This window comes from Pseudomonas sp. TE21394, from assembly GCF_054057835.1.
In genome coordinates this window covers 2,003,897-2,020,242 of record NZ_JBSRZR010000001.1, presented here as the reverse complement: position 1 = coordinate 2,020,242, position 16,346 = coordinate 2,003,897, and the positions used below count along the sequence as shown (strand labels likewise).

The window sequence follows — 16,346 nt, the reverse complement described above, 5'->3', positions numbered from 1 at the left end:
TTGGGGCTGCTTTGCAGCCCATGCCTCGCGATGGAGGGCAAAGCCCTCCCCCAGGTTGTCACAGACTGACCAGCTTCGGCTTGCTGGAATCCAGCAAGAACTCCATCAACTCGCCCACCGGCAGCGGCTTGCTGACCAAAAACCCTTGCACCTGGTCACAACCGAACCCGCGCAACAAGGCCAGTTGCTCTTCACTCTCCACCCCCTCGGCAACCACCTCGAGGTTGAGGTTGTGCGCCAGGTTGATCATGGCGTGCACCAGCTTGCGGTTCTCCTCACGCATTTCCATTTCGGCCACAAAGCTGCGATCCACCTTGAGCAAGGTGATCGGCAGGCTGTTGAGGTGCACGAACGAAGAGAACCCGGTGCCGAAGTCATCAAGCGAGAAACGAACGCCCAGGCGCCCCAGGGCATCCATGGTCTGGCGTACCAGCTCGTTGCGGCGCATCACTGCTGTTTCGGTCAGTTCGAATTCCAGCCAGCGGGCATCGACACCATGCTCGATAATCAGGCGGCTCAGGGTCGCCAGCAACTGGCTGTCCTGGAACTGCCGGAAACTCAGGTTGACCGCCATGTGCAGCGGCTCCAGCCCGCCCTCGCACAGCGCCTGCATGTCACGCAGAGCACGGGAAATGACCCAGTAGCCCAACGGTACGATCAGCCCGCTCTGCTCGGCCAGCGGCACGAACTCGCTGGGCGGCAACAGGCCACGCTCGGCGTGGCGCCAGCGCACCAGCGCCTCCAGACCGACGATGCGCCCGTCGGCCAGGTTCAGTCGGGGCTGGTAGTGCAGCTCCAGCTCGTCACGGCGCAAGGCGCGACGCAGTTCGCTCTCTAAATCGGCAAGGCTGCGGGCATTGCGGTTGATGCGCTCGTTGAACACGTGGAAAGTACAACCCTGGCTACCCTTGGCCTGGCGCATGGCAATGTGCGCATGCCACATCAGCGGGTCCGCCCCGCCCTGGACACGCGCATGGGCCAGGCCCAGGCTGCAACCCAGCAGCAGGCTTTCGCCGTCGATCCAGTACGGCTCGGCCAACGCCTCGACAATGCGCTCGGCAATCCACTCGGCGCGGTTGGCGTCACGGCGGGTGTCGATCAGCAGGGCAAATTCATCACTGCCCAGGCGTGCCAGCTGGTCGCCCGCCTCCAGCTGCTGCTTCAGGCGGGCCACCACTTGCAGGATCAGGCGGTCACCGCTCTGGTGGCCAAGCGCATCATTGACGTGGCGGAAGTTGTCCAGGTCCAGATGGCCCAGAGCAACGCCACGGCCTTCGTTCTCGGCCAGGCGCGCGGTGAGCAAGGCCTGGAAGCCCTGGCGGTTGGCGATGCCGGTCAATGGGTCCTGCTCGGCCAGGCGTTGCAAGGTGGCCACCAGCACGCCGCGCTCGCGGACATGGCGCAGCGAGCGGCGCAAGGTGTCGGCATTGAGTTGTTCGCGCACCAGCCAATCGCTGACGGCGCTGGGTGGCAGCTCGGGCTCGTGCTCGAGCAGCAGGATGGTCGGCAGGTCGCAACGCGCGGGTGCCGGCTGTAGCGCCGGGGTCGCGAGTACGACAGCCTGGCGGTCATGGCTGGACAGGCTGTCTACCGCCTCCCAGTTGGGCGCAGTCAGTAGCACTGCAGTACCGTCCAATGCCTGCACGCAGTCGCGCAGCAATACGGTCCATTCCGGCTCATCAGCCAACAGCAGCAAACGCAGAGGTTCGACAGGCGTGGACAAGCGGGCTCCTTAGGGCTTCACGGTGCAACGGAAGAGTTCGGGTATGCTACTGCACAAATGAGAATGATTTTTAAATTTGTGAGCGCAAAAGCTGTCGTAGCGTCCCGACGCATTTTGTCGTGCATCCTGCGCGAAACGGACTCAGCCGGCAAATACGTTTTTTTCAGTACCTTGCATTAGTCGCACTAATACCGGGGCTCCCACAAAAGTCTGACTCAGACGTCAGACGGTCGCGCCACAACGGCCCCATGCCTGATAGAATGCGCGGCTATTTTCTGGCGACCCCGGTTTCTAGCATGTCCCGACTCAATCCCCGGCAGCAGGAAGCCCGTGACTATGTCGGCGGCCCTCTCTTGGTGCTCGCCGGCGCAGGCTCGGGCAAGACCAGCGTGATCACGCGCAAGATTGCCCACCTCATCCAGAACTGCGGCATCCGTGCCCAGTACATCGTGGCGATGACCTTCACCAACAAGGCCGCCCGCGAGATGAAGGAACGGGTCGCCACCCTGCTGCGTCCGGGCGAAGGCCGTGGCCTGACGGTGTGCACCTTCCACAACCTTGGCCTGAACATCATCCGCAGGGAGCACGAGCGCCTGGGTTACAAGCCAGGCTTCTCGATCTTCGACGAATCCGACATCAAGGCGTTGCTGTCGGACATCATGCAGAAGGAATACTCCGGCGACGACGGCATCGACGAGATCAAGAACATGATCGGTGCCTGGAAGAACGACCTGATCCTGCCGCCCGAGGCCCTGGAAAAAGCGCGCAACCCGCGCGAGCAGACCGCCGCCATTGTCTACACCCATTACCAGCGTACGCTCAAGGCGTTCAACGCGGTGGACTTCGACGACCTGATCCTGCTGCCGGTCAAGCTGTTCCAGGAGCACCCCGACGTACTGGAGCGCTGGCAGAACCGCGTGCGCTACCTGCTGGTGGACGAATACCAGGACACCAACGCCAGCCAGTACCTGCTGGTGAAGATGCTGATCGGCATGCGCAACCAATTCACCGTGGTCGGCGACGACGACCAGTCGATCTATGCCTGGCGTGGCGCCCGGCCAGAAAACCTCATGCTGCTCAAGGAGGACTACCCCTCCCTGAAGGTGGTGATGCTGGAGCAGAACTACCGCTCCACCAGCCGCATCCTGCGCTGTGCCAACGTGCTGATCGCCAACAACCCGCACGCGTTCGAGAAGCAGTTGTGGAGCGAGATGGGTGTAGGCGACGAGATCCGCGTGATCCGCTGCAAGAACGAGGAAGCCGAGGCCGAACGCGTGGCCATGGAAATCCTCACCCTGCACCTGCGCACCAACCGCCCCTACAGCGACTTTGCCATCCTCTACCGGGGTAACTACCAGGCCAAGCTGATCGAGCTGAAGCTGCAGCATCACCAGGTGCCGTATCGCCTGTCGGGCGGCAACAGCTTCTTTGGCCGCCAGGAAGTCAAGGACCTGATGGCCTACCTGCGCCTGCTGGTGAATCCGGACGATGACAACGCCTACCTGCGGGTCATCAACGTACCACGCCGGGAAATCGGCTCCACCACCCTGGAAAAGCTCGGCAACTACGCTACCGAACGCGGCATCTCGATGTATGCCGCCAGCGAGGAGCTGGGCCTGGGCGAGCACCTGGACGCCCGCTACACCGAGCGTCTGCAGCGCTTCAAGCACTGGCTGGACGGGGTGCGCCAAAAGGTCGCCCTGGAAGACCCGATTGCCGCACTGCATGAGATGATCCGTGATATCGACTACGAGAACTGGATCCGCCAGCAGACCGCCAGCGACAAGGCTGCCGAGTTCCGTATCAGCAACGTCTGGTTCCTGGTCGAAGCGCTGAAGAACACCCTCGAGAAGGACGAAGAGGGTGACATGACCATCGAGGACGCCATCGGCAAGCTGGTGCTGCGCGACATGCTCGAGCGCCAGCAGGAAGAGGAAGAGAACGCCGAAGGCGTGCAAATGATGACTTTGCATGCTTCCAAGGGCCTGGAGTTCCCCTACGTGTTCATCATGGGCATGGAAGAGGAAATCCTCCCGCACCGTTCCAGTATCGAGGCCGACACCATCGAAGAGGAACGCCGCCTGGCCTATGTGGGCATCACTCGCGCGCGCCAGACCTTGGCCTTCACCTTCGCCGCCAAACGCAAGCAGTACGGTGAAATCATCGATTGCACGCCCAGCCGGTTCCTCGATGAACTGCCACCGGAAGACCTGGCCTGGGAGGGCCTGGACGACGCGCCGGTCGAGGTCAAGGCTGCACGCGGCAACAACGCCCTGGCCGATATCCGGGCGATGCTCAAACGCTGATCAACCATTACTCTTTACTATTGCCGCGTACAGCGGCCACCTTTGTTTCGAGGTAAACACAGTGGAAGCACTGCACCAGAAGATTCGCGAAGAAGGCATCGTGCTTTCCGATCAGGTTCTCAAAGTCGATGCGTTTCTCAACCACCAGATCGACCCAGCGCTGATGCAGCTGATCGGTGACGAGTTCGCCCGCCTGTTCGCCGACGCCCGGCGTGACCAAGATCGTCACCATCGAGGCCTCAGGGATAGCCCCGGCGGTGATGACCGGCCTGAAGCTGGGCGTGCCAGTGATCTTCGCCCGCAAGCACCAGTCGCTGACCCTGACCGAAAACCTGCTGACCGCCTCGGTGTATTCCTTCACCAAGCAGACCGAGAACACCGTGGCCATTTCGCCACGCCACCTCAACAGCAGCGACCGGGTCCTGGTGATCGACGACTTCCTGGCCAACGGCAAGGCGTCGCAAGCACTGATCTCGATCATCAAGCAGGCCGGAGCGACCGTGGCCGGCCTGGGCATCGTTATCGAGAAGTCGTTCCAGGGCGGCCGTGCCGAGCTGGACAGCCAGGGCTACCGCGTTGAATCGCTGGCTCGGGTGAAGTCGCTGGAAGGTGGTGTAGTGACTTTCATCGAGTAATGCCCATCGGGGCCGCTGCGCGGCCCCGTGCTTCAGGTCGCCGCCAACCCTGCCAGCAGCAGCCGCACATACAGCTCGTCCTTCAGCCCCTGCGTCCGTTCCAGGCCCATGCGCGCCAGATGCCGCTCGTACCCTTCGGGCCCCGGCGCATCCAGTGCTGCCTTGCCCAGCTCCAGCACCTCGCTCAGCTTGAACTTGCTCTTCAACCAGTTCAGCGCGCGCAGCAGATCCCGCTCTTCAGCCGTAAAGTCCGTGCCCAGCGGATACTCCGGGAACAGCCGTGCATGCCGCGCCCTGATCGCCTCCAGGCGCTGCGGCGTGTTGTCGGTAAAGCGTGCTTCCAGTTGAAAATCCCAGGCGAGCTTGCCGGCCTCCTTGGCCTGTTCGATCAGCCCCTGCTGGAACCGTGAATCACACACCGCCAGCAAACGGGCAATCACCTCGCTGTCGGTCTGCCCGCGCAAGTCGGCAATGCCATATTCGGTCACCACGATATCGCGCAGGTGCCGGGGTATGGTGCAGTGGCCATAGGTCCAGAACAGATTCGAGGTCACCTCTCCGCCTGCCTCGCGCCAGCTACGCAGCAGCAGGATCGAGCGCCCACCCTCCAGCGCATGCCCCTGGGCAACGAAGTTGTACTGGCCACCCACGCCGCTGAGTACGCGACCGTCTTCCAGCTGGTCGGCCACTCCGGCACCGAGCAAGGTCATGCCGAACACAGTATTGATGAAGCGCGCGTCGCGGCGCTGACGGCGCTTGAGTTGCTCCTGACCGTACAGCTCGTTGATAAAGCTGATGCGGGTCATGGCAAACCGTGCGCGCTGTTCCAGCGTCATGTCGCGCAGGCGCTGGTAGAAGGCCTGAGGGCCGAGGAAGAAGCCGCCGTGCAGCACGCTGCCCTGCGCATCCGCCGCGCGCCGCAGCAGGCCCGCTTCAGCCAGCACCAGCAGGCCGTTGACGAACATCTCGCTACAGCCATACAGCCCCTCGGCGAAAGCACCCAGCCCGCCTTCGCGCTCGACCAGCGCTTGCCATGGGCCTATATCCAGATCATCGAGTACGGCACGGTACCCGCCGTTGTCGCCCTGGCGCGCCAGCAGGGCGGCGGCTACCGCGTCGCCCATGGCACCAATGCCGATCTGCAGGGTCCCGCCATCGCGTACCAGGCTGCTGGCGTACAGGCCAATGCAATGATCCTGGGTGCTGACCGGCATGTTCGGCGTGGAGAACAGGCGACGCTGTTCGGCTTCGTCGAGCAACAAGTCGAAGGCATCCATGGGCAGCTCGGCGTCGCCTGGCATGTACGGCAGCTCGGCATGCACCTGGCCGAGCATGAGGATGGTTTCACCTGCGGCACGGCGCCTGGCGATCATCGGCAGCAGGTCGAGGGTGATGTCGGGGTTGCAGGCCAGGCTCAGATGCACCGGCCGCTCCGGGGTAGCCGCCACCAGTTGCGCAATCAGGTTCAGGCCCTTGGCGTTGATATCGCGCGCGGCGTGGCTGTAGTTGCTGCTGATGTAGTCTTGCTGGGCAGCCTCGCTGTGCAGCAGGCTGCCGGGTTGCATGAAGAACTGTTCGACACGGATGTTCGGCGGCAGGCTGCCGTTACGCAGGTCGGCGAGGTAGCCGAGCTCTTCGTAGTCGGCGAAGACCCGCTCGACGAAGGGCTCGAGAAAGCGCCGCTGCAGCCCATCACCCAGTGGCGGCCGACCGAGGGACAGCGCGGTGTAGATGGTCAGTTGCCGTTCCGGCAGCTCACGGATGCGGGCATAGAGCGCGTTGACGAAGGCGTTGGGCTTGCCCAGGCCCAGCGGCAGGCCCATGTGGATATGAGCTGGCAGGCGCGCCAGGACCTGCTCGACAGCCTGGTCGATGGAGCAGAGGTGCATCGGGGCCTCCTGAGACATCCATGGGTTCAGGGGGTTGGACATGGGCCGGAAGTCGTTGGTTGCCGGTACAGGCACGATAAAAACAAAGCCCGCCAGAATCAGGCGGGCCTTGTGCAATTCAGCTGATACTCACAGCCCGGACATCTTCTTGATGGCTCCTTTGAGGTCATCATCCGAACAATCCGCGCAGGTGCCTTTCGGCGGCATGGCGTTGATACCGGTAATGGCCTTGGCCAGGATGCCGTCCAGGCCGCCCTGATGGTCGGCACGCTCTTTCCAGGCTGCGGTGTCGCCGATCTTCGGCGCGCCGAGCAGGCCAGAGCCATGGCAGGCGTTGCAGTGCTTGGCGATAATCTCGTCCGGTGTCTTGGCGCCCCCGCCACCTGCGGCAGCGGCCACTTCCATGCCCTTGCATTCCTGGCCCTGCACACACACCTGGCCAACCGGCTCCAGGCGCTTGGCGATGTCGTCATTGGTCGCAGCGGTTGCGCTCATTGCCCAGAGGGCGAATACGGCTGCTGGTACGGCCAGCATCTTCTTGATTTGGTTCACGCGAACACCCTCATGGTGGCTAATCACGCTCGCGGCCACGAATCGGCGAGCGCTGAAAAGTATAGCGGGAACCCGGAGGCCGTGAAACGACCCTACACGGGAAAGGGGTATTGCCGAATCAATGCACTGCGCTGGATCAAAAGTTCGATGGGGTCGCCGCGCTGATCAACCGCGCCGGCCGGTCGAACGGGTTGCGGAAGCGGTGCGGGCGGGTGCTTTCGAAGTAGTAGCTGTCGCCTTCCTCGAGGATGAAGATTTCGTTGCCGACCACCAGCTCCAGGCGGCCTTCCAGCAGGATGCCGGTTTCCTCGCCATCGTGGGTGAGCATTTCGGCACCGGTGTCGGCACCTGGTGGGTACACCTCGGTGAGAAAAGCGATGGCACGGTTGGGGTGCGACTTGCCGACCAGCTTCATGGTCACTGCACCGTCCGAGATATCGATCAGCTCATGGGCCTTGTAGACGATCTGCGTGGGGCTTTCAGGTTCCAGCTCGACCGAGAAGAACTCGACCATGGACATGGGGATGCCACTCAACACCTTGCGCAGCGAGCTGATCGAAGGGCTCACGCTGTTCTTCTCGATCATCGAGATTGTGCTGTTGGTCACCCCGGCACGCTTGGCGAGCTCACGCTGGGACAGGCCCTTGAGCTTGCGGATGGCTTGCAGTCGTTCGCCGACGTCCAAAGCTGGAGCCTCCTGAAACGGTGGAAAAGGGGGTGGATGTGAACGATATCATGGCAATGCCGTTCAGTATTTACAACACACAGTCCCCTGACCTGTCCGCTTCAGCGTCTCATTCGCCGCAGTAGTCCCGCGGTACCCGCTTCAGGTTGCAGAAGATCTGGTAAGGAATGGTGCCAGCCTGGGCTGCCACCTCGCTGGCCAGCACATGCTTGCCCCACAGTTCGACGGGGCTGCCGACGGTCGCTTCCGGTATGTCGGTCAGGTCGACGTTGAGCATGTCCATCGACACACGGCCGATCAGCTGCGTGCGCTTGCCGGCGACCAGCACCGGGGTGCCATTCGGTGCCTGGCGTGGGTAACCATCGGCATAACCCATGGCGACCACGCCCACGCGGGTCGGCCGCGGGCTGATGAACCTGGCGCCATAGCCCACCGGCTCGCCAGCCGGCAGCTCGCGCACGCTGATCACCCGCGATTGCAGGGTCATCACTGGCTGCAGGCGCTCGGCTTCGGCCTGGACCACTTCGAACGGCGTGGCCCCGTACAGCATCAGGCCCGGGCGTACCCAGTCACTGGGTGCCTGCGGCCAACCCAGCACACCGGGCGAGTTGCGCAGGCTGCATTCGGCGGCCAGGCCCTGGCGGGCGGCCTCGAATACGGCGATCTGCTGGGCGGTGGCGTCAGCATCCAGCTCGTCGGCACGGGCGAAGTGGCTCATCAGCACAATGCGCGCGACCTTGCCACTGGCCAGCAGACGCTGGTAGGCCTCGTGGTAGTCCTTGGGATGCAGGCCGACACGGTGCATGCCGCTGTCGAGCTTGAGCCAGACGGTGAGCGGCTTGTGCAACTGGGTTTGCTCGATCGCTTCCAGCTGCCATAGCGAATGCACCACGCACCACAGGTTGTGCTCGGCGATCAGCGCCAGTTCGCTGGCCTCGAAAAAACCTTCCAGCAGCAGCACCGGCGCCTTGATACCGGCGGCGCGTAGCTCCAGCGCCTCCTCGATACAGGCCACGGCAAAGCCATCGGCTTCTGCTTCCAGGGCCAGCGCACAGCGCACGGCACCATGGCCGTAGGCATCGGCCTTGATCACGGCGAGAGCTTTGGCACCGGTCAGTTCACGGGCCAGACGGTAGTTGTGGCGCAGGGCCTGGAGGTCGATCAGGGCGCGGGCGGGACGCATGGCGGCTGCCTTATGGTTCACAGGGTTAAAACGGTGTCGGGTTCTTCGTGGCCGAAGCCGCTCCTACAAGGGACACACTGTCCGGGGGCATGCGGCCCCCTGTGGGAGCGGCTTTAAGCCGCGAACAGGCCGGTACAGGCTGTTACTGCTGGTGGACCGGCGCAGTCTGCCCATGCTTGGCCACTTCCCGGCTGTTGCCATAGCGGAAGATGTCCAGGCCTTCGGCACTGATCTGCGGCTTCTTGCGCGCAATCAGGTCGGCCAGCAGGCGACCGGAGCCGCACGCCATGGTCCAGCCCAAGGTACCGTGGCCGGTATTCAGGAACAGGTTGCGGAACGCCGTGGCACCGACGATCGGCGTACCGTCCGGCGTTGCCGGGCGCAGGCCGGTCCAGAAGCTGGCCTGGCTCAAGTCACCGCCGCGAGGATAAAGGTCGTTGACGATCATCTCCAGCGTTTCGCGCCGACGCGGGTTCAGTGACAGGTCAAAACCGGCAATTTCAGCCATGCCGCCAACACGGATACGGTTGTCGAACCGGGTAATCGCGACTTTGTAGGTCTCGTCGAGAATGGTCGATGTCGGGGCCATGTCGGCGTTGGTGATCGGCACGGTCAGCGAATAGCCCTTCAGTGGATACACCGGGGCCTTGATACCCAGCGGCTTGAGCATCTGCGGCGAGTAGCTGCCCAGCGCCAGCACGTAGCGGTCGGCGGTTTCCAGCTTACCGTCGATCCATACGCCATTGATGCGGTCGCCGGCGAAGTCCAGGCGCTGGATATCCTGGCCGAAGCGGAACTCCACGCCGAGCTTGGTAGCCATGTCGGCCAGCTTGGTGGTGAACAGCTGGCAGTCGCCGGTCTGGTCGTTGGGCAGGCGCAGGGCGCCGGCCAAAATGTCTTTCACGCCAGCCAGGGCCGGCTCGACACGAGCAATGCCGTCGCGGTCGAGCAACTCGTAAGGCACGCCGGACTGTTCGAGCACGGCAATGTCCTTGGCTGCGGCATCTACCTGAGCCTGGGTCCGGAACAACTGGGTGGTGCCCAGGCTGCGGTTTTCATAGGCGATGCCGGTTTCGGCCCGCAGCTCGTCGAGGCAGTCACGGCTGTACTCGGACAGGCGCACCATGCGCTCCTTGTTCACCGCGTAACGGCTGGCTGTGCAGTTGCGCAACATCTGCGCCATCCACAGGTACTGGTCGACGTCGCCGGTGAGCTTGATGGCCAATGGGGCGTGGCGCTCCAGCAGCCATTTGATGGCCTTCAGCGGCACGCCCGGTGCAGCCCAGGGCGAGGCATAGCCGGGCGAGATCTGGCCAGCGTTGGCAAAACTGGTTTCCATGGCCACCGCCGGTTGGCGGTCGACCACTGTCACTTCGAAACCTTGCCGGGCCAGGTAGTAGGCACTGGCGGTTCCGATCACACCGCTACCAAGTACCAGAACTCGCATCGTTTTATTCCTCGCACGCGGCGCACCGCAGTCTTTTGTTGAAATGGCATGGATGCGCGCAGTATAGAAATTTGAAGGCAGTGCAATTCACTATATAAAAGCCTATTATTGGCGAGAATTCTCGGCAAAATCGCCTTTCACGGAGGGGCATCCCCTATGCGAACCCAGCACCAGAGCAAGCGTGAGCTGGACAAGATCGACCGCAACATCCTGCGTATCCTGCAGAACGACGGGCGTATTTCCTTCACTGAACTGGGCGAGAAAGTCGGGCTGTCCACTACCCCTTGCACCGAGCGGGTTCGCCGCCTGGAGCGCGAGGGCATCATCATGGGCTACAACGCCCGCCTGAACCCGCAGCACCTCAAGGGCAGCCTGCTGGTGTTCGTGGAAATCAGCCTGGACTACAAGTCGGGGGATACCTTCGAGGAGTTCCGCCGTGCGGTGTTGAAACTGCCACACGTGCTGGAGTGTCACCTGGTTTCGGGCGATTTCGACTACCTGGTGAAGGCGCGCATTTCGGAAATGGCCTCGTACCGCAAGCTGCTTGGCGACATCCTGCTGAAGCTGCCGCACGTGCGCGAATCGAAGAGCTATATCGTAATGGAAGAGGTGAAGGAAAGCCTCTGCCTGCCGATCCCGGACTGAAGCTAGACCAACACCTGGCGGGTGGTGGCGATGAACTGATGGACCAGTTGCTCGGCGGCAGGGTCGATCATATGCTCCGGGCCACGGCCACGCGGGCAGGCCAGGCGCGGAGTGGTGCCGAACAACCGGCAGATCATTGGCCGCTCTTCGTAGACGGTGCAGCCATTGGGGCCCAGGTGCACGCAGTCTAGGCGCTCCAGGGCAGCGTCCTGCTCGGCCTGCGACTTGCGCGGCAGGCGGGCCATTTCTTCCGCCGAGGTGGTGACCGGGCCGCAGCAGTCATGGCATCCGGGTTCGCATTCGAATGAAGGGATGAGTTCGCGCAGGAAATGGATCTTGTGGCGGTTGCAGGACATGGCTGAATACAAAACAGGAACTTGGCCGGATTATAGGCTCACCGGGCCGCTCCTACACTGACGGCGTAAACCAGGCCAAGCGGTTGCCCCCCCCTGAGCCCCGGCTTATCCTCCCCCCTTGCCCACCAGCTTCAGGACCGAGCCAATGATTCACAGCGCGCAGCACGCCGCCTCCTACTACACCGCCAGCAGCGCGCAACACCCTGACCACTCTTTCCTGCAAGGCGCACACAGCGCCGATGTGTGCATTGTCGGTGGTGGCTATTCGGGCCTGAACACCGCCATCGAACTGGCCGAGCGTGGCTTCTCGGTCATCCTGCTGGAAGCTCGCAAGCTTGGTTGGGGCGCCAGTGGACGCAATGGCGGGCAACTGATCCGCGGCGTCGGTCATGGCCTGGAGCAGTTCGTCCCGGTGATCGGTGAGGAAGGCGTACGCAGCATGAAGCTGATGGGCCTGGAGGCCGTGCAGATCGTTCGTGAGCGGATCGAGAAACATGCCATCGCCTGCGACCTGACCTGGGGCTACTGCGATCTGGCCAACAAACCTGCCGAGTTGCAGGGGTTTGCCGAAGACGCCGAAGAACTGCGCAGCCTGGGCTATGCCCATGAGCTACGCCTGGTCGGCAAGGACGATATCCACAGCGTGGTCGGCGCCGACTGCTATGCGGGCGGGCTGATCGACATGGGCTCCGGGCACCTGCACCCGCTCAACCTAGCTCTGGGTGAAGCGGCCGTGGCCAGCCGACTGGGCGTCAAGCTGTTCGAGCAGTCCGAGGTCACCCGCATCGATTATGGCCCTGAAGTGCAGGTACATACCGCCCAGGGCAGGGTGCGGGCCAAGACCTTGGTCCTGTGCTGCAATGCCTACCACAACAACCTCAACCGCGAACTGGGCGGCAAGGTACTGCCGGCTGGCAGCTACATCATCGCCACCGAACCGCTGGGTGAAGAGCGTGCCCGCACACTGTTGCCGCAGAACATGGCGGTGTGTGACCAAAGGGTAGCGTTGGACTATTACCGCCTGTCCGCCGACCACCGCCTGCTGTTCGGCGGCGCGTGCCATTATTCAGGGCGAGACCCCAAAGACATTGCCGCCTACATGCGGCCGAAGATGCTCAAGGTATTCCCGCAACTGGCCGATGTCCGCATCGATTACCAGTGGGGCGGCATGATCGGCATCGGAGCCAACCGCCTGCCGCAGGTCGGCCGCCTGGCCAGCCAGCCGAATGTCTATTACGCCCAGGCCTACTCCGGCCATGGGCTGAATGCCACCCACCTGGCTGCACGCCTGCTGGGCGAGGCCATCAGTGGCCAGGAGAGCGGGCGCTTCGAGCTGTTCGCCAAGGTGCCGCACATCACCTTCCCGGGCGGCCAGCACCTGCGCTCTCCATTGCTGGCGTTGGGGATGCTGTGGCATCGCCTGAAAGAGCTGATCTGAAACCCCGGAGCGGCCCGCGCGACACCTGCCGATTAGTCTTTCCAGAAGGGTTTGCGCCCTTCTGTACGCGCCTGCTCCCAGCTCAGCCCGACGTCGCGCAACTCATCGTCAGTCAACTGCAGCAGCGCCCTGCGGGTATGCCAGCGATGCAGCATCAGCCCCCAACGCCCTAGCCCTTGCGGCGCGTTGAACACCTTGGCCTGCTGCCCGGCTTCCAGTTCCCTGGCCAACAGTTGCAAGCGCACATCGCTCATGCCCCCCATCGCTGCATCCTCCGTTCGATTGATACCGTGGAGAAAGCATGCGCGTTGCAGGCACCGGCAATACAGATCCAATACAGGCCTATTATTCCCATACAGAATTGGCCGCCTGCCAACTGAATGCTGTATTTTCAACGCAACTGTACCGGTCGCTATGCCAATGCAGCGCAGGAGTATGCCGTGACCCTCTACCTGAACCTCGCCGAGCTGCTCGGCGCCCGTATCGAGCAGGGCCTCTATCGTCCCGGCCAGCGCCTGCCGTCGGTGCGCGCCCTGAGCGTGGAGCACGGCGTCAGCCTGAGCACGGTGCAGCAGGCCTATCGCATGCTGGAGGACAGCGGCATGGTCTCGCCGCGGCCCAAGTCCGGCTACTTCGTCAGCAACCTTCGTCAGTTGCCCGCTCTTCCCGCCGTCAGCCGTCCGGCTCAGCGCCCGGTGGACATTTCGCAGTGGGAACAGGTGCTGGAACTGGTGCGCAGCACGCCGCGCCAGGATGTTGTCCAGCTCGGTCGCGGCATGCCCGACGTCGATAGCCCCACCCTCAAGCCACTGTTGCGCAGCCTCGCCCAGTTGAGCAGAAGGCAGGATATGCCTGGCCTGTACTACGACAACATCCACGGCAACCTCGCCCTGCGCGAACAGGTAGCGCGGCTGATGCTCGACTCTGGCTGCCGCCTGGGCCCGGCCGACCTGGTGGTGACCACTGGCTGCCATGAGGCGTTGTCGTGCAGCATCCGGGCAGTATGTGAACCCGGCGACATCGTCGCAGTCGACTCGCCGAGCTTCCATGGCGCCATGCAGACCCTCAAGGGCCTGGGCATGAAAGCCCTGGAAATTCCCACCGACCCGGTCACCGGCATCAGCCTGGAGGCGCTGGAGCTGGCCCTGGAGCAGTGGCCGATCAAGCTCATCCAGATCACCCCCAGCTGCAACAACCCGCTCGGCTACATCATGCCCGAAGCCCGCAAGAAGGCCCTGCTGAGCCTGGCCCAGCGCTACGACGTGGCCATTCTGGAGGACGATGTCTACGGCGACCTGGCCTATACCTACCCGCGCCCGCGCACCCTCAAGTCCTTCGACGACGATGGCCGCGTGCTGCTGTGCAGCTCGTTCTCCAAGACCCTGGCTCCCGGCCTGCGCATAGGCTGGGTGGCACCCGGGCGTTACCTGGAACGGGTGCTGCACATGAAATACATCAGCACCGGCAGTACCGCCAGCCAACCGCAACTGGCGATTGCCGACTTCATCGCTGCCGGGCACTACCAACCCCATGTGCGACGCATGCGCAGCCAGTACCAGCGTGGCCGCGACCTGATGAGCGACTGGGTGACCCGTTACTTCCCGGCGGGCACGCGGGTCAGCCGGCCCCAGGGCGGTTTCATGCTGTGGGTGGAGTTACCCGAACATTTCGACACGTTGCGGCTGAACCGCGCTTTACTGGAACAAGGCGTGCAGGTTGCCGTAGGCAGCATCTTCTCGGCCTCGGGCAAATTCCGCCACTGCCTGCGCATGAACTTCGCGGCGCGGCCGACACCGCAGGTCGAAGCTGCGGTGCGCAAGGTCGGCGAAACCGCCCTTCGTCTACTGGATGAAGAACACGCTGGCGCGTAACTTTGCGCCGCTTGCTACGGTCCAACCCTTTAAGCCTTCGTTGCACAGGACGATCCAACCTTGAGACTCCAGCGAGCCCTGCCAATGCTGCTGGTGCTATTGCTCGGCCTTGCCGGCTGTGCCAGCGTCGGCGCGCCCCGCGAAACCAGCCAGGCGCTGCCTGCCAGCGATTCGGCCTTCGGCCGTTCGATACAGCGCCAGGCCGCGCCCTACAGCGGCCGCTCGGGCTTTCGCCTGCTCCCCAACAGCAACGAGGCCTTCCGCGCCCGCGCCGAACTGATCCGCAATGCCCAGGCGAGCATTGACCTGCAGTATTACATCGTCCACGACGGCCTCAGCACCCGCGCACTGGTGCATGAGCTGCTGCGCGCGGCCGACCGGGGCGTGCGCATACGCATTCTGCTCGACGACACCACCAGCGACGGCCTTGACACCATCATGGGCACCCTCGATGCCCACCCGAACATCCACATCCGTGTGTTCAACCCGCTGCACCTGGGCCGTAGCACTGGCGTGACGCGCGCCGTGGGCCGCCTGTTCAACCTGTCGCGCCAGCACCGACGCATGCACAACAAACTGTTCCTGGTAGATAACAGCATGGCCATCGTCGGCGGGCGCAACCTGGGCGATGAGTATTTCGACGCCGAACCCAACCTCAATTTCACCGACATCGACCTGCTGGGGGTAGGCCCGATCGCCGAACAACTGGGGCACAGTTTCGACCAGTACTGGAACAGTGCCCTCAGCCGGCCGATCACCGACTTCCTCTGGCACGACCCGGATACCAGCGACCTGCGCGCCAGCCGCCAACGCCTGGAAGTATCGCTGGCCGAAGCCAGGACCCAACGCAAAGCCCTGTATGACCGCTTGATGGCCTACCAGTCACAGCCGCGCCTGGATGTGTGGCGCAATGAACTGATCTGGGCCCATGCCCAGGCACTCTGGGATGCGCCAAGCAAGGTACTGGCCGACGACGAACCGGACCCGCAACTGTTGCTGAGCCAGCAATTGGCGCCAGACCTGGCAAACGTGCACCGTGAACTTATCCTGATGTCGGCGTATTTCGTGCCGCGCGAGCCGGGCCTGCTGTACCTCACCGGTCGTGCCGACGCCGGCACTTCGGTGAAGCTGCTGACCAACTCGCTGGAAGCCACCGACGTGCCGGCGGTACATGGCGGCTATGCGCCCTACCGCCGGGCCTTGCTTGAGCACGGCGTGCAGCTCTACGAGCTGCGTCGGCAACCTGGTGACCCCAGCTCCGGGCGTTTGAGTTACCACGGCAGCTCGGATTCGAGCCTGCATACCAAGGCGATCGTGTTCGACCGCCGCAAGACCTTTATCGGCTCGTTCAACTTCGACCCACGCTCGGTGTTGTGGAATACCGAGGTCGGTGTGCTGGTGGACAGCCCGGAACTGGCCGAGTACACCCGTGAGCTGGCCCAGCAGGGTATGGCGCCTGCGTTGAGCTACCAGGTGAAGCTGGTGGGCGACAAACTGGTGTGGGCAACCGAGGACAATGGCCAGCAACACATGCTGACCTCCGAGCCGGGCGGGATATGGCGGCGGTTCAATGCCTGGATCAGCAAGGCGGTCGGGCTGGAGAAGATGTTGTGACC

Annotated in this window: 13 protein-coding genes and 1 pseudogene; 6 read left to right on the top strand and 8 right to left on the bottom strand. The window is 63.2% G+C overall.

Annotated elements, in window-relative coordinates; all coding sequences use genetic code 11:
* Nucleotides 1-58 precede the first annotated feature (58 nt).
* A complete protein-coding gene (locus ACVWZT_RS09380; RefSeq protein WP_457472045.1) occupies nucleotides 59-1,615 on the bottom strand; it encodes a putative bifunctional diguanylate cyclase/phosphodiesterase in 1,557 nt (518 codons plus the stop codon).
* Nucleotides 1,616-2,019: 404 nt separating this feature from the next.
* Between ACVWZT_RS09380 and rep the strand changes: the two genes are divergently transcribed.
* Together rep and ACVWZT_RS09370 are read left to right on the top strand one after the other, a co-directional pair.
* Nucleotides 2,020-4,029, top strand: a complete 2,010-nt coding sequence (rep, locus tag ACVWZT_RS09375) for a DNA helicase Rep (RefSeq protein ID WP_296235022.1) — start codon at nucleotides 2,020-2,022, stop codon at nucleotides 4,027-4,029.
* Between the two features lie 61 nt (nucleotides 4,030-4,090).
* Nucleotides 4,091-4,664, top strand: a pseudogene (locus ACVWZT_RS09370) (xanthine phosphoribosyltransferase).
* Between the two features lie 32 nt (nucleotides 4,665-4,696).
* On the opposite strand, the gene ACVWZT_RS09365 reads toward ACVWZT_RS09370, so the two are convergent.
* From ACVWZT_RS09365 to dadA, 5 genes are all read right to left on the bottom strand, one after another.
* A complete protein-coding gene (locus ACVWZT_RS09365) occupies nucleotides 4,697-6,553 on the bottom strand; it encodes an acetyl-CoA hydrolase/transferase C-terminal domain-containing protein (protein ID WP_457469053.1) in 1,857 nt (618 codons plus the stop codon).
* Between the two features lie 129 nt (nucleotides 6,554-6,682).
* Complete coding sequence (locus ACVWZT_RS09360) at nucleotides 6,683-7,087, bottom strand: c-type cytochrome (RefSeq protein WP_038408395.1); 405 nt, start codon at nucleotides 7,085-7,087, stop codon at nucleotides 6,683-6,685.
* 154 nt (nucleotides 7,088-7,241) lie between these two features.
* A complete protein-coding gene (locus ACVWZT_RS09355; RefSeq protein WP_013974777.1) occupies nucleotides 7,242-7,790 on the bottom strand; it encodes a cupin domain-containing protein in 549 nt (182 codons plus the stop codon).
* A 109-nt stretch (nucleotides 7,791-7,899) separates the two neighbouring features.
* Nucleotides 7,900-8,973 carry an alanine racemase gene (gene alr / locus ACVWZT_RS09350; protein WP_296235020.1) on the bottom strand — a complete coding sequence of 358 codons (1,074 nt, stop codon included), beginning with the start codon at nucleotides 8,971-8,973 and terminating at the stop codon, nucleotides 7,900-7,902.
* 142 nt (nucleotides 8,974-9,115) lie between these two features.
* Nucleotides 9,116-10,420, bottom strand: coding sequence for a D-amino acid dehydrogenase (gene dadA, locus ACVWZT_RS09345; protein ID WP_296235019.1), 1,305 nt, complete (start codon nucleotides 10,418-10,420; stop codon nucleotides 9,116-9,118).
* A 156-nt stretch (nucleotides 10,421-10,576) separates the two neighbouring features.
* Between dadA and dadR the strand changes: the two genes are divergently transcribed.
* On the top strand, nucleotides 10,577-11,065 hold the full coding sequence (gene dadR / locus ACVWZT_RS09340) for a transcriptional regulator DadR (RefSeq protein ID WP_003258963.1): 489 nt from the start codon (nucleotides 10,577-10,579) through the stop codon (nucleotides 11,063-11,065).
* 2 nt (nucleotides 11,066-11,067) lie between these two features.
* On the opposite strand, the gene ACVWZT_RS09335 is transcribed toward dadR, so the two are convergent.
* The gene (locus ACVWZT_RS09335; RefSeq protein WP_296235018.1) at nucleotides 11,068-11,421 is read right to left on the bottom strand and encodes a YkgJ family cysteine cluster protein; all 354 of its coding nucleotides are present in this window, start codon (nucleotides 11,419-11,421) and stop codon (nucleotides 11,068-11,070) included.
* Between the two features lie 145 nt (nucleotides 11,422-11,566).
* On the opposite strand from ACVWZT_RS09335, the gene ACVWZT_RS09330 reads away from it, so the two are divergent.
* Nucleotides 11,567-12,859 (top strand): NAD(P)/FAD-dependent oxidoreductase, encoded by a 1,293-nt coding sequence (locus ACVWZT_RS09330; RefSeq protein ID WP_296235017.1) that lies wholly within the window; start codon nucleotides 11,567-11,569, stop codon nucleotides 12,857-12,859.
* A 32-nt stretch (nucleotides 12,860-12,891) separates the two neighbouring features.
* Here ACVWZT_RS09330 and ACVWZT_RS09325 read toward each other — a convergent pair whose 3' ends face one another.
* Nucleotides 12,892-13,122, bottom strand: a complete 231-nt coding sequence (locus tag ACVWZT_RS09325; protein ID WP_296235016.1) for a DUF1127 domain-containing protein — start codon at nucleotides 13,120-13,122, stop codon at nucleotides 12,892-12,894.
* Nucleotides 13,123-13,299: 177 nt separating this feature from the next.
* On the opposite strand from ACVWZT_RS09325, the gene ACVWZT_RS09320 reads away from it, so the two are divergent.
* Nucleotides 13,300-14,730 (top strand): aminotransferase-like domain-containing protein, encoded by a 1,431-nt coding sequence (locus tag ACVWZT_RS09320; RefSeq protein ID WP_296235015.1) that lies wholly within the window; start codon nucleotides 13,300-13,302, stop codon nucleotides 14,728-14,730.
* A gap of 60 nt (nucleotides 14,731-14,790) precedes the next feature.
* A complete protein-coding gene (locus ACVWZT_RS09315; protein WP_296235014.1) occupies nucleotides 14,791-16,344 on the top strand; it encodes a phospholipase D family protein in 1,554 nt (517 codons plus the stop codon).
* Nucleotides 16,345-16,346 lie beyond the last annotated feature (2 nt).